This window comes from Vibrio sp. MM46 (assembly GCF_027587135.1).
Lineage (GTDB): Bacteria > Pseudomonadota > Gammaproteobacteria > Enterobacterales > Vibrionaceae > Vibrio > Vibrio harveyi.
Genome location: NZ_JAPPTO010000010.1, coordinates 144,270 through 158,070, shown reverse-complemented (window position 1 = coordinate 158,070; position 13,801 = coordinate 144,270). Strand labels below are relative to the sequence as shown.

Annotated in this window: 16 protein-coding genes; 9 read left to right on the top strand and 7 right to left on the bottom strand. The window is 46.1% G+C overall.

Annotation, left to right across the window (positions count from 1 at the left end):
* Window positions 1–5: 5 nt before the first annotated feature.
* From OH459_RS13405 to fusA, 4 genes are all read left to right on the top strand, one after another.
* Window positions 6–890 carry a LysR family transcriptional regulator gene (locus OH459_RS13405; protein ID WP_269987131.1) on the top strand — a complete coding sequence of 295 codons (885 nt, stop codon included), beginning with the start codon at window positions 6–8 and terminating at the stop codon, window positions 888–890.
* A 179-nt stretch (window positions 891–1,069) separates the two neighbouring features.
* The gene (gene dgcN / locus OH459_RS13400; RefSeq protein WP_269987129.1) at window positions 1,070–2,074 is read left to right on the top strand and encodes an N-acetyltransferase DgcN; all 1,005 of its coding nucleotides are present in this window, start codon (window positions 1,070–1,072) and stop codon (window positions 2,072–2,074) included.
* 38 nt (window positions 2,075–2,112) lie between these two features.
* Window positions 2,113–3,099: an N-acetyl-D-Glu racemase DgcA gene (gene dgcA, locus OH459_RS13395; protein WP_269987127.1), complete on the top strand. Its 987-nt coding sequence runs from the start codon at window positions 2,113–2,115 to the stop codon at window positions 3,097–3,099.
* A gap of 309 nt (window positions 3,100–3,408) precedes the next feature.
* A complete protein-coding gene (gene fusA, locus OH459_RS13390; RefSeq protein ID WP_009703549.1) occupies window positions 3,409–5,433 on the top strand; it encodes an elongation factor G in 2,025 nt (674 codons plus the stop codon).
* Between the two features lie 71 nt (window positions 5,434–5,504).
* Here fusA and OH459_RS13385 read toward each other — a convergent pair whose 3' ends face one another.
* The 4 genes from OH459_RS13385 to OH459_RS13370 form a co-directional block, all read right to left on the bottom strand.
* The gene (locus OH459_RS13385) at window positions 5,505–5,699 is read right to left on the bottom strand and encodes a hypothetical protein (RefSeq protein WP_005452934.1); all 195 of its coding nucleotides are present in this window, start codon (window positions 5,697–5,699) and stop codon (window positions 5,505–5,507) included.
* A gap of 101 nt (window positions 5,700–5,800) precedes the next feature.
* Window positions 5,801–6,007: a (Na+)-NQR maturation NqrM gene (gene nqrM / locus OH459_RS13380; RefSeq protein ID WP_005452936.1), complete on the bottom strand. Its 207-nt coding sequence runs from the start codon at window positions 6,005–6,007 to the stop codon at window positions 5,801–5,803.
* A complete protein-coding gene (locus OH459_RS13375) occupies window positions 6,007–6,504 on the bottom strand; it encodes a NifB/NifX family molybdenum-iron cluster-binding protein (RefSeq protein WP_005452938.1) in 498 nt (165 codons plus the stop codon). Before OH459_RS13375 ends, nqrM begins: the two co-directional genes overlap by 1 nt.
* Complete coding sequence (locus OH459_RS13370; RefSeq protein WP_005452940.1) at window positions 6,501–6,791, bottom strand: DUF134 domain-containing protein; 291 nt, start codon at window positions 6,789–6,791, stop codon at window positions 6,501–6,503. Before OH459_RS13370 ends, OH459_RS13375 begins: the two co-directional genes overlap by 4 nt.
* A gap of 341 nt (window positions 6,792–7,132) precedes the next feature.
* Between OH459_RS13370 and OH459_RS13365 the strand changes: the two genes are divergently transcribed.
* The 3 genes from OH459_RS13365 to OH459_RS13355 all read left to right on the top strand — a co-directional run bounded on the left by OH459_RS13365 (window position 7,133) and on the right by OH459_RS13355 (window position 10,347).
* Entirely contained in the window at window positions 7,133–8,125 is a 993-nt protein-coding gene (locus OH459_RS13365; protein WP_005452943.1) for an ABC transporter substrate-binding protein, read from the top strand.
* A gap of 88 nt (window positions 8,126–8,213) precedes the next feature.
* Window positions 8,214–9,113, top strand: a complete 900-nt coding sequence (locus OH459_RS13360; RefSeq protein ID WP_029788247.1) for an ABC transporter permease — start codon at window positions 8,214–8,216, stop codon at window positions 9,111–9,113.
* Window positions 9,106–10,347, top strand: a complete 1,242-nt coding sequence (locus OH459_RS13355) for a quaternary amine ABC transporter ATP-binding protein (RefSeq protein WP_029788248.1) — start codon at window positions 9,106–9,108, stop codon at window positions 10,345–10,347. Before OH459_RS13360 ends, OH459_RS13355 begins: the two co-directional genes overlap by 8 nt.
* A gap of 69 nt (window positions 10,348–10,416) precedes the next feature.
* On the opposite strand, the gene OH459_RS13350 is transcribed toward OH459_RS13355, so the two are convergent.
* On the bottom strand, window positions 10,417–10,632 hold the full coding sequence (locus OH459_RS13350; protein WP_005452947.1) for a hypothetical protein: 216 nt from the start codon (window positions 10,630–10,632) through the stop codon (window positions 10,417–10,419).
* Window positions 10,633–10,830: 198 nt separating this feature from the next.
* Here OH459_RS13350 and OH459_RS13345 point away from each other — a divergent pair, with 198 nt between their 5' ends.
* Together OH459_RS13345 and OH459_RS13340 are read left to right on the top strand one after the other, a co-directional pair.
* A complete protein-coding gene (locus OH459_RS13345; protein ID WP_269987119.1) occupies window positions 10,831–11,340 on the top strand; it encodes a copper resistance protein NlpE in 510 nt (169 codons plus the stop codon).
* Window positions 11,341–11,533: 193 nt separating this feature from the next.
* A complete protein-coding gene (locus OH459_RS13340; RefSeq protein WP_269987117.1) occupies window positions 11,534–12,346 on the top strand; it encodes a 5'-methylthioadenosine/S-adenosylhomocysteine nucleosidase in 813 nt (270 codons plus the stop codon).
* 68 nt (window positions 12,347–12,414) lie between these two features.
* Here OH459_RS13340 and OH459_RS13335 read toward each other — a convergent pair whose 3' ends face one another.
* A complete protein-coding gene (locus tag OH459_RS13335) occupies window positions 12,415–12,801 on the bottom strand; it encodes a universal stress protein (RefSeq protein ID WP_038899338.1) in 387 nt (128 codons plus the stop codon).
* 76 nt (window positions 12,802–12,877) lie between these two features.
* Complete coding sequence (locus tag OH459_RS13330) at window positions 12,878–13,762, bottom strand: LysR substrate-binding domain-containing protein (protein ID WP_269987114.1); 885 nt, start codon at window positions 13,760–13,762, stop codon at window positions 12,878–12,880.
* Window positions 13,763–13,801: the final 39 nt, after the last annotated feature.

Genomic DNA, 13,801 nt, shown 5'->3' with positions numbered 1-13,801 from the left:
GCGCAGTGAATTTAAGACAATTGGAAGTCTTTTACGCCATCATGCAAACCGGAACCGTTTCTGGTGCCGCGCGCTTATTGCATGTATCGCAACCCAATGTCACTCGGGTACTTGCCCATACGGAGCAACAACTTAGCTTTGCCCTGTTTGAGCGTGTCAAAGGTCGCTTAGTACCAACCCAAGAAGCCAAAGCCCTACTGCCAGAAGCAGAGAAAGTCTACCAACAGCTTGGGCAATTTCGCTCTCTCACCAATAAGGTGAAACAAGGCACTCAGCACTTGAGAGTTGGAGCGCCGCCTGTCTTAGCTTCCCAATTGCTTGCTCCAACCATTGCGACCTTGTCTAAGCAGCAAGGCATCTCATTTGAGCTATTAACGGCAAACCGCGATGAACTTTGCTCAGGCTTACTTAAACACGAATTGGATGTGGCGATTGCCTTTGGTGAAGAAGCCCCACCCGCAATTTTGAGTGAGGTTTTACTCAAGCAGCAACTTGTCCTGATTGCGCCTAAATTGGCACTCAGTTCGACCGAAGACACAATGTCGTTTGATGATTTGATTCAGCACGAATTGCCAATCATCGGCTTGGACAGTCGAGACCCACTCGGTTTGTTGCTTCATCAAACACTCTCGGCACGCGACGAACATTATCACCACGCAATCACAGTACGCAGTTACGCCGCTGCTGCTGAACTGGTCAAACACCATGCCGGCTTTGCGATTGTCGATCCATGGACAGCAAAACAGTATCAAGATGATGAATCGGTAAGCGTGCGCTCACTTTCTCCTGCGCTGTCATTTTCAATCTCTATCATGTTTGCGGAACATACACCGCAATCCATTTCGACCAAGCTTTTTATTGATTCACTTAAGCAACATGTGAATCAGTAAGTTAGCACTCACCTTACCCTATAACCTCAAGTTATAGACGCACAATAAATAGGCATTCGGCTTCCCTCTTCAAACTGGCTACATTGTTTGAAAACGCCATTACTTGAACGTATTGGTTAAAAACGTCTTGTTTGAAAACGTACTGTTTAAAAACATACAGAATGACAGAGGGAACCATCATGCAAATTGCTCAACCTTACTTACTTTTTCTTGGTGACGTCACCGATCCATTAGCCGCAAAAACTGCGCGCGGTATCCATCAATGGCGCCCAGAGATTTGCTTAGGGCAGCTTCGTCTTACGTCAGAAACCGTTTCGTTAGGTTTAACCGATATGACGCTGCAACAGGCTCAGCAGCAAGGCGCAAAAACGCTCGTCATCGGCACAGCAAACCCTGGTGGTGTTATTCCTGAATCATGGCAAGCGACGTTACTAGAAGCGGCGGAAATGGGGTTTGAAATCGCCTCAGGTATGCACCAACGTCTTTCTGAATTCGCTCCTTTAGATGACTTACAACAACGTGGCTTAGCCAAGTTACACGATGTACGCCATTACGATGCCTCGCTCAAAGTGGGCAATGGTAAAGCGCGATCGGGGAAACGCTTACTAACGGTTGGCACCGACTGCTCGGTTGGCAAGATGTTCTCTGCCCTCGCGATTGAGAAAGCTTTACAGCAATCTGGTTGTAACGCTGAGTTCAAAGCCACAGGTCAAACGGGCATCTTAGTCGCGGGCAGTGGTATTTCGATTGATGCTGTTGTCGCGGACTTTATCTCTGGTGCGGTGGAAGCCATCAGCCCTGAGTTCACAGACCATGAATGGGACATCATTGAAGGACAAGGCTCGTTGTTCAATCCTTCTTTTGCGGGCGTGAGTTTAGGCTTGCTTCACGGCGCACAAGCGGACGCTTTGGTATTGTGTCACGAGATCGGTCGCCCACACATTCGCAACCTTCCCCATGCGAAATTGCCAACGATTGAACAAACCATCGAGGCAAATTTACAAGCAGCACGTTTAACAAACCCTGACACACAACTTGTTGGAATCTGCTTGAATACCTCTGCAATCAGTGAAGATGATGCCGCACAGCTTTGCCAAGAATGGACGGACAAATACCAAGTGTCCGTAACCGATCCTGTGCGTTTTGGCGTAGAGCAAATTGCTCAACAGATTATTGCGATTTAAGTTGCGATTTAAGTTGCGATTTAAGGATTGTAGATGCGATGAAAATCCATGTAGAGCCCGTCACCATTGCGATGGCGACGCCTTTTCGTATATCCCGTGGCAGCAGAACTGAATGTCACGTGGTGCGCGTAACCGTAGAACAAAGTGGCATCAGTGCCCAAGGTGAATGTACGCCTTACCCTCGTTACGGCGAGTCGGTGAAATCGGTGATCAAAGCCATTTCTCAAGCCGCTCATGAACTGCAAGGTTTGTTTGCCAAAGGTGACGCGAACATAGTCTCCCTCAGAGAAAAACTACAAACTCTTCTCCCTGCCGGTGCGGCACGTAATGCGCTCGACTGCGCGATGTGGAACTTACAAGCCAAACTCGCAGGCAAGCAACATGCCCAAGATCTATTTGAATTGCCGGCATCGATTGTCACTGCGATGACCGTGTCGATTAACACGCCAGAGGCAATGGCAAACCAGACCCGCAACTACATCGAACAAGGCGCAAAACTACTTAAAGTGAAGCTCGATGGCGAACAAGTGATTGAACGTGTTCGCACAGTTCGTGAAGCGGCAGGCGATGCGATGATCGTGCTGGATGCGAACGAAGCATGGCAAGAACTGGACTTAGACGCCACCTTTGCCGCGCTAGCGCCACTGAATATTGCGATGATTGAGCAGCCTTTACCCTCGAATGACGATGACAAGCTAAAAGACATTTCGCACCCAATTCCACTTTGTGCCGATGAAAGTTGCCATACACGCCAACAATTGCATGAATTGGTAGGCAAATACGAAATGGTCAACATCAAACTCGACAAGACGGGTGGTCTTACCGAAGCCTTATTGCTTGCAGAAGAAGCGAAACATCTTGGTTTTACCTTGATGTCCGGTTGCATGTTAGGCACTTCATTGGCGATGCGTGCAGCGCTACCCATCGCGGTCCAATCGAAAGTGGTTGATTTAGATGGTCCGATTTTACTGGGTCAGGATATTGAGCCCGCTTTGGTATATCGAGAAGGAGAAATCGTTCTGTAAAGAAGCGATGATAACCCCATCACCGATTTCATGACCTAGATTAAAAAATAATCACCATCAGCATGAAATAAGTCACATAAATTACGAGGTTATTACGGCATGCTAACACGGTAGTAACCTCTAATGCGCTTTTTCAGCAAGGTGGTGGTTGTATGTATAGAGTCATCCGAAAAATGACATGGAAGACGAACAGGCGGTAAACCCGCCCTACTCCAATGCAGTTCGTACCTGATATCAGGTTTGCTTTGGAACCGTTGATTTGCCGATAACGGCTCACTCGGTTTCGCACGTCATTTGCAAGGAGGCTCTATGCCTATCAATAAGATCCGCAACGTCGCCTTTGTCGGTCAAACGGGCACCGGCAAAACCACACTGATAGAAAAACTGCTCTACACCTGCCAAGCCACTAGCCATTTAGGGTGTGTGGAAAAAGGCGATACGGTGACCGATTTCGACCAACAATCCATCCAATATCAACACAGTATCGAAGCCACACCAGTCGCCCTCAGTTGGAACAAACACCGCCTCAATATCATCGACACTCCCGGACAAAGTGAATTACTCGGGCGCACACTCAGCGTGTTCCCTGCCGTCGAAACTTCTGCGTTGATCATCGACCCACAAATGCCCATCAACCAAACTTCTGACCGCTTGTTCGCCTTTGCTAAAGAGCAGCAAAAGTGCCAGATGATCATCATCAACAAGCTCGACAATCACGGCAACCAACTTGAAGCCGTGATGGAAAATATCATCGAACACTTTGGTGATAATTGCTTACCAATCAACTTACCTTCAGCCGATGCTCAATCGGTGGTGGATTGCTATTTCGAACCAGAGATCGAACGCGACACCTTGCTCGCCAAAGTCGAAGAAGCGCATGAAACCTTGATAGACCAAGTGATTGAAGTCGATGAAGAGCTGATGGAACTGTATCTCGAACAAGGCTCAGAACTGACAGCAGAACAGCTGCATGATCCGTTTGAAGAAGCATTGAGAACCGGACACGTAATTCCAATCTGCTTTGTGTCGTCCGAAACAGGCGCGGGGGTAGAACTACTGCTGAGAACCCTAGCGGAAATCATGCCGATGCCAAATGAAGGCAACCCACCGCTGTTGGAGAAAAACGGCAAGAAGGTAAAAGTAAACTGTGAAGCACTTGAGCACAGCGTGGCGCATGTGTACAAGATCAGCGTCGATCCTTACATGGGTAAACTCGCCTATTTGCGTGTTTACCAAGGTGAAATCAACGCAGGCAGCCAACTCTACATTGGTGAAAGCAACAAAGCGTTCAAAGTTGGTCATCTTTACCAGTTGCAAGGCAAAGACAGAACGGAGATCCCAAGGGCGCTTGCCGGCGATTTCTGTGTGCTCGCCAAAGTGGATGAGTTGGAATTTGATTCCATTGTTCATGACTCTCATGAAGAAGATGGCGTACAACTCAAAACCCTCAACTTCCCAGATTCGATGTACTCACTGTGCCTCAAGCCCGTTAAGCGTGGCGACGAGCAAAAGCTTGGGGATGTGCTGAATAAAATCGCCAGCGAAGATCCTTCTCTTCGAATCGAACATCGTGCACGCACCAATGAAACCATCATCAGCGGTCAGGGTGAATTCCACCTCAAAGTAGCGCTTGAGAAAATGTCTGCAGTCTACAAACTGGAAGTGGAAACCAGCCAGCCAAGCGTCGAATACTTTGAGACCATAACCAAACCAGCAGAAGGCCACTATCGTCATAAGAAACAAAGCGGCGGCGCGGGTCAATTTGGTGAGGTGCAATTAAAAGTACGCCCACTCGAACGCGGTGCGGGCTTCAAGTTCATTAATAAAGTGGTTGGCGGCGCGATTCCTACTGCACTCATCCCTGCAGTGGAAAAAGGCATTGTTCAGGCATTGGAAGAAGGGGCGATTTCTGGTAACCCAATCAAAGATGTCGAAGTGACCGTTTACGATGGTAAATACCACTCGGTTGACTCGAAAGAAATCGCGTTTGTCATCGCAGGTAAGAAAGCCTTCTTAGATGCGATCAACAATGCGGACCCGATAGTGCTCGAACCGATTGTGCAAATGGAGCTTCATATTCCAACCGCGAATGTGGGTGATGTATCCGGCGACTTATCCGGTAATCGCGGGCTAATTGAAGGAACAGAGCCTATCGACGCAAACTTCACCATGTTAAGAGCCAAGTCTCCAGTCAACGAACTGCAAGATTATGCTCGTCGTCTGCGCTCAATTACTGGCGGTGAAGGTAGCTTTAACATGACGCTCAGCCACTACGAACCTGCTCCACCAGCAGTGCAAAAACAAGTGTGTAATGAAGCGACGCAACAAAATTAACCTCTCTCATTTATCCCCTAAAAAAGCAAACGCCCTCGAAACTTGAGGGCGTTGTTGTATTCTCTTGGTCTTTATTTGTCTAACGACATACCAATCTGATTCAGCTTGGTTTGGAACTGCTCTACACTGTCGGCTTTATAGGTAGGAGAACCGTTAAAATAGCGTGGCTTCTCTGGCAACATCGCATTCTTGAGTTCTTGTTCCTGATCGACATTGTCATGGTACACCGTTACACGGTTTGGGATATCCTGCTTCATAAATGCCATTTTGGTTCTCCTTTATTAAGACGAATCTTAATCGTAGAACTGAACAAAAAATGCGCAAAAACTCATCATTAAAAATTTGATCTTCTAGACAATATTAGGATCTATTGACCTTTCGAACTTGGCTCTTGGATCTGATAGAGGCGGCGTTCATTCTCTGCGCAAGTAGTCTCACAGTTACACACTTTGTCAACGCCGACGTTATTCAAGCCGCCGCAACTGCCTTGAATGCGTTTATTGTGAAAGATCACACCCAGTGACATCAACAAAATGATGGCTAAGAACCCAAGAAAAGTGAACAACCAAACCATTACTTCACCTCTTTCACGTAAGAAGAAACCAATGCTTTAAGTTTAGTTGGGCGCAACGTCATGAGTGTGTTTTTTGATTGAGATTGAGGATTGATCAATAGCGAAGGTGCTTTTTTGCTACCACAGCCACCGCAACCACCTTTTTTGACGTGATTGGTCGAAGGGCGACCTTGCGTCGCAACCGTTAATGGCGATCGAGGAACACCCATTACATCATCCAGTGAGCTGCGAGTCGATAGCTTAAAGACTTGTTTACCACTGCTCAAAAGCTTACCAAGCGCACGTTCCCCAATGTTGCGAACCAACACTGCATCCACATGATATTCTTGCAAAGATTGAATAAGTTGAGATTTTGCTTTACAGCCAGCTTGTGGCATAGAAGCAATATTAGCTAGGTTTTTCAACAGCCCTTCCGTGTCGGAATAAATCGCAATGTATGGGGCTTTAACAAAATGATTGGCGACGCGTTCGCCGTCATTCGGAATAGCGTAAATCATGAGTTTGACTCCTGGTCAGGAAAAACAAGTGCATGACCCTCAACTAGGCTTTTCGCGACTTTAAAACGCGCGCTTTTAACCGTATTACCAAAGGTCTGGCGAGAGACTCCCATTTGGTCGGCAGCTTGCTGCTGGCTCAATCCTTCCAGATCGGCTAATCGCAATGCCTCTAGTTCTTCTGGCAATATGTTGACTTTCTCCAGCTCATAAAACGGTACGCCATTGGGCTTAAAACAATGGTGTGCTGCACGTCCACATATGCGTCTTTCTATTTTTGGTCTCGCCATCACATCCTCTCTACAAAACGCCTTAACCTTACGCTCGTTTATGGCATATGCCAATTATATTTTTTAGCATATGCCAATATCTTAGTTTGCAAAAATCGTATTCATAGCGAAATATTCGTTAGACATCTAATAATAATGCAACAGTACATACAAACCACCATACGATTCATTGACATGAGTCGATAAAAAACCTTTCATTTCTGTGGCTATTTTCATCAAAAATTCACCATCACTTTCACGCTCATTAATAAACAAAGCTATAATTCACCTAACACATTAGTTTGAACACTAATGATTAATTAGTTACCCTAAGTGAGCAATTTAGAGAAAGGAAACTCAATATGACGTACAAAACTCCCTTACTACTAGCGATTGGTGCGCTAGCAGCGACCAACGCAAACGCAAGTGAGTGTGGAACGGTTACCATTGCAGATATGAACTGGAACTCTGCAACACTGATTGCCAACGTGGACCGTTTTATTCTTGAGCACGGCTACGGCTGTGATGCCGAACTCATCCCTGGCGACACCATGCCAACTGGCACCTCAATGATCGAAAAAGGACAGCCCGATGTGGCACCAGAGCTTTGGAGTAACAGCCTTAAAGATGCACTAGATAAAGGTGTTGAAGAAAAGCGCCTACGCTATGCTGGTAAAGCACTCGTCGATGGCGGTGAAGAAGGTTTCTGGATCCCTGCCTACCTTGTTAAACAATACCCTGAAATGAAAACCATCGAAGGTGTGAAAAAACACGCGAAGCTGTTCTCTCATCCAGAAGACAAAGCAAAATCGGCATTTTACAGCTGCCCAGCTGGTTGGAACTGTCAAATCAGCGCCGGTAACCTTTTCAAAGCGATGGACCTTGCCGGATCAGGCTTTGATATTATCGACCCAGGGTCAAGTGCAGGTCTGTCTGGCTCAATAGCAAAAGCCTACGAACGTGAAGAAGCCTGGTTTGGTTACTACTGGGCACCAACTGCGGTTCTCGGTAAGTACGATATGGTGAAAGTGGATTTCGGTAGCGGCGTTGATGAGAAAGAATTTGTCAGCTGTACGACACAAGCTGATTGCGAAAATCCAAAACCAACCATGTACCCACCTTCACCGGTTCACACCATTACGACTGAAGAGTTTGCTTCACGCTCTCCGGCTGCATACAACTACTTCACTAAACGTGGTTTCACCAATGCAGACATGAACCAATTGCTGGCTTGGATGGAAGACAACCAAGCGGACGGTGAAGAAACCATGTTCCATTTCCTAGAAAACTACCCACAGATCTGGACCGCATGGGTTCCTCAAGACGTAGCTAAAAAAGTGCAAGGTGCACTGTAAGACTTAGACGTTTCGTAAATGGTATAGGAATACCAAAATTGTTGTATGCCGAGGCTCACTTGGGTCTCGGCAAGAAAAGGAAGTAAACATGTCTGACTCGAATTGGCTTAGCGAATTCCCAGAAATGGATCGCTCAGATCTCAGAGCTATCCGCAAAACCCTAGATGGTGCCTACCGCGATTTCTCTCGCGAATACGGCGACCTTATTGAATCATTCTTCGATCCTCTTCTCTCATTTCTCGTTTGGTTCGAAAAACTCCTCATTTCTACACCATGGATGATCATCCTTGGTGTATGTACCGCGTTGGTTTATGCCGCAAGCCGATCGTGGAAACTGGCTGTCGCGTGTTTCGTGTCATTAATCCTGATTGGGTACTTTGGCATGTGGGAAGACACGATGCGGACGCTCAGCATCATCACGGTGTGTACCATGCTCGCCATTGCGCTCGGCATTCCTATCGGTATTGCCATGGCACGATCCAATCGCGTGCAATCCGTCGTGACACCACTGCTCGACGTGATGCAAACCATGCCCGCGTTCGTCTATCTGATTCCGGTCGTTATGCTCCTTGGTATCGGTAAGATCCCAGGTTTGATTGCTGTTGTGATCTACGCGATTCCACCAGTCATTCGTTTAACCAACTTAGGCATTCGACTCGTAGATAAGGAAGTTCTTGAAGCCGCCACCGCCTTTGGTGCAAGTAACAAGCAACGCTTAATCGGCGTACAATTACCTTTGGCAATGCCAACCATTATGGCTGGTATCAACCAAACCATCATGATGGCACTTTCTATGGTTGTTATCGCTTCTATGATTGGCGTTAAAGGCTTAGGTCAGCCAGTATTAAAATCAATTACCAACCAGTATTTCACCCTTGGTCTGCTTAACGGGCTAGCAATTGTGGCACTGGCGATTCTGTTTGACCGAGCGTCGCAAGCTTACGCGAAGCGAACCCAAGCACACTTAGGAGATCTGAAACATGACTAAGCCACTTATTGAAATTAGCGGGCTGTATAAGATCTTCGGACCAAAGCCAAAAACAGTGATTGAGCGAGTAAAACAAGGCCAGAGCAAAGACCAAATTCTGGCTGATACGGGTCATACCGTTGGTTTAAAAGACATCAATCTGCAAATTAACAAAGGCGAAATCTTCGTTATTATGGGGCTATCTGGCTCTGGTAAGTCGACCATGATTCGCCACTTCAACCGTTTAATTGACCCAACCATGGGGCAAATCTTAGTTGAAGGCGTCGACGTAATGCAGCTGTCACCAAAAGAGCTAGAAGAGTTTCGCCGCCATAAAATGTCGATGGTATTTCAACGCTTCGGTCTTTTGCCCCATCGTACTGTGGTTGACAACGTAGCTTACGGCTTGGAAATCCAAGGCATCAAAAAAGAAGCGCGTCTTGCGAAAGCCAATGAATGGTTGGAGACAGTTGGTCTGAAAGGTTACGAGAACCAATACCCTGCGCAGCTTTCTGGTGGTCAGCAACAACGTGTAGGCTTGGCTCGTGCACTGGCGACTGACGCCGAGATCTTATTGATGGATGAAGCGTTCTCGGCACTCGACCCTCTGATCCGTAGCGAGATGCAAGATCAGCTGATTGAACTGCAAGAGAAGCTACATAAGACCATTATCTTTATCACTCACGATTTGGATGAAGCGCTTCGCTTGGGTGACCGTATCGCTATTTTGAAAGATGGCGAGTTAGTACAACAAGGTTCTCCAGACGAGATTCTGCTACACCCTGCCGATGAATATGTAGAGGCCTTCGTGAAGGACGTAAACCGAGCACGCGCTCTGACGGTTGAAACCGTGATGCAGCCACCAGCGTATCGCATTGCAGCAACAACCATTGAAGAAGCCCTTGTTGAGATGAAACGCGTGAAACAAGACTACGCGTACCACGTGACCGATGATGGCTATCAAGGAGTGGTTACCAAAGAGAGCTTGCTAGATGCTGCGAAAACCGATGCAGCACAAGAGCTGGCAGAAGAGATCTACGAAGAAGTGCCTGTTGTCTCTCCTGATTCCGTAATTGAAGAAGTACTTCCAGACACCATGTCTTGTGACTACTCACTGCCGGTTGTGGATGACGAAGGTAATCTGCAAGGTGAACTAGAACGTAGCGCCGTGGCTGAAATCTTTACTGATAATACCGAAGAGGAGTCTCCGTCAAAGGAGGTCAAAACACCACCCGCAATGGATAAAGCATCCTAATACGCAAAAGGCTCATCATCTGATGAGCCTTTTTTATCTGGTGGCGGTTTAAAAATTGCGCTACGAAAGTCAAAACATAAACACAAGGAACACAACCAACAGAAAAATACCAAAATAGCTGATGCGTATTCGCATCGCTTTCGACATTGGTTTGTGCGGACGCTTGCCTAAAGTAATAATCGACAGCCCGATATAACCGGTGCAATAACTCAATCTCCACAGGAAAATTTCTATAATAATAGAACGAACAATTGCTCGAAGAACGACTGTAACCAATTCTTCCATTTTCTTCTCCTATCCCTTTTATTTGCAAATCACTGACGTTAAAGATTTTTTCTTACAGAGGTCGTTCAATGGTTTGCTTTGTTCTGACGCAGGTTTAGGAAACAAGTCTATTATTATCACGGTATACCTAAGTGACCTTAGCATACATGCAACGAGATTACTTTGGTATATCAACTTGTTGATTTAGAGAGGAATAAAATGAAAAAGACACTATTAGCACTCACTGGTGCGGTCGTTATTCTAGCAGGCTGTCAGGATGAGAAACCAGCAGAGACAACTGCGGTTGACATTCCTCAGGCCTCAGAAGTTGAAAGCACCGTTGATGCAACACCGATTGAAGAAGAGCAAATGATCACGACAGATACCTTTGTAGATTCTGGTCACAATGCGCAAAATTCGTTGGATTGGAACGGCATTTACAAAGGCAAACTTCCTTGTGCAGATTGCGCGGGTATCGATACAACGTTAACCATTAACGAAGACGGCACTTATACATTAGTAGAGCTGTATGAAGGCAAAGAAGGCAACCCAATCAAATCAGAAGGTAAGTTCACTTGGAATGAATCAGGCAACACCATTACATTGGTTGATGAGTCTGGTCCAAACCAGTACTTCGTTGGTGAAAACATGCTAATGAAGTTGGATATGAACGGCGAAAAAGCGACTGGCGAACTGGCTTCATTTTACAACCTGAGCAAGATGCCTTAATACGGTATAACCATTTAATCTAGTCCTGATAAAGACCAAATCCGAGCCTCCCCCGCTCGGATTTTTTCATTCTTGTTATTTAGAACGACAATCAAGAATTTTCATTTATTAAGAAAAATAACAATTCAACCAATTGACGCAAACGATTGCCATTGATAGATTTCGCCATCTTTCTCATTTGTAAGTATGTCGTATGCAAATCTTTAAACGTTTCGCTGCACTTGTTCCTGCAGTACTTTCTTTCTCTGTTTTCGCTCAAACTCAACCAATCCTTGTGCAAGGAGCGATGGATATTGAAACCAGCACCCTAGTTGAAGCATTGGATGATGCCAAACAAACCACCGTTGGTTCTTGGACCTTCTGGCAAGGTGATATAGATGGCTATCCAGTCGTGGTTTCTCGTACCGAAGTTGGCTTGGCGAACGCTGCAGCCTCTACCACTATTGCGATTGAACACTTCAATCCAAAGTATATTATCAACCAAGGTACATCTGGTGGTCACGATCCTAAGTTATACCGCGGTGACATTGTGGTTGGCGAAGCGAGTTTCAACATGGGCGCTTACAAGTCTGAGTTTGCTAAAAAAGGCAAAGGCATCGACCCAACGAAGTGGCAGAACTTCGACGTAACCATGCGTCTACGTGAAAACGGCGAGTTTGTTGAACACAAACAATTTAAAGCGGATCCGGCACTGGTTGAAACCGCTCTTTCTTTGTCTGAAGAATACAAAAAAGGCAAAGTCGTGAGAGGCTTGATTGGCTCAGCGGACGAATGGAACCGCGAAGTGGATCGTATCAACTGGTTCCATGAAACATACGGTACGTCTGTTGAAGAAATGGAGACTTCCTCTACGGCATTGGTTGCTCAAGCTTACCAAGTGCCTTTCGTTGGTATCCGTATACTTTCGAACACAGATCAACACAAGCAAGACTTCGATCCGCAAACCGCGGTCGATTGTCAGCTATACACGATTGATGTGATTAAAGCGCTGATCAAAAAGCAATAGTCGCTTTTAGAATCATAAAGGGAGGCTTAGCAAAGCCTCCCTTTTACTTTGTAATCTTGAGTGAGGGCTCAGTCCAAATATACGACGAGCAAGTCTGCCTCAATAGCATTGGCGAGCTTGGGAATAGAAGAGAACAAGCGGCTCATAAACTTATGATGGTGACCACACACCACCAAATCGATGTCATTTTCCTTCGCTATACCAGCCAACTTAATATGTAGATCCCCCACCACCACCATGGACTCGCTAATTGGATAATCACTCTGCTTAGCTAAAGCATCAAGTTCTTGCATTAGCTTTTGCTCGTCCTTCGATTCCAGCGCGACCCTATCGTGATCAACAAAAACAAAAGACACCTTACTGTTTGCATCTCTTGCCATCGCAATAGCTTTGTCGATCACTACTCGACTCGAATCTGATAAATCAACTGCCACCAAAATGTGCGCGTAGCTCATGATACTCTCCCAACTGACCTGCCTAAATTAAGTCTAGCATCACAAGGAATACCACGAAGCAATCACACAATCTGCGCTATAAGCACTGCTGTTTAAGCCAGTTAGTCAACTTGATGATTTCAGGCTGACGAGCACGATTCTTCTTATGTACAAAGTAAAAGCTATCCCCAGTTTCTAAGCCGTGAGAGGGGATATAAACCAAGTCTTGAGCCTTATCTCGTTCATTCAACATAAAGTCATTGGCAAACGTAATGCCTTGGTCATAGCGAGCAGCTTCGATAGCCAGCAGCATGTGACTGAAGTGCTGCATATCAATATCTTTTGGCAACTCAAACCCACCGGCTTTGCACCACTCTGACCAATCTTTACCGCGCTCACGATAGATAGAGTCGGTCGAAAGGATCGGATAGTGCCAGAGTGCATTCGGCATTGGTTGGTCTTGAATTTCTTTCCAGATATTGAGGCTACATACCGGATACAAAGTCTCATCATATAAACGCACAGCCACGTAATTACGCTTAGGCTTCTGCACTGTGATAAAACAGTCACCAACGCTGTCGGTTTGTTCTGGATCTCCTGCAACCATGTTGAGCGTAAGATCAATTTCCGGATGCTGACGCTTGAAGTCCGCCAATCGTGGGATTAACCATTTCACCGCCAGCGAGCTGTAAATTGCCAAGCGTAGACTGCCCTTTTCGCCTTCACGCACTTTTTGACTCGCCATCGCAATGGCACTAATAGCAGGACTGATATCTTCAAGATAACGAAAGCCAGTATCCGAGAGCGATAACTTACGCCCCTGACGAATGAACAGGGCTTCACCAAGGTAGTCTTCTAATATGCGAATCTGATGACTCACCGCACTTTGCGTCACGTTGAGCTCCTCTGCTGCAAAGGAAAAGCTCAAATTACGAGCAACGGATTCAAAACAGTGGACCGCTCTAAGAGGTGGCAATTTCATTATCTAAAAATCTCATACTTAAACTAATAAATATCATTT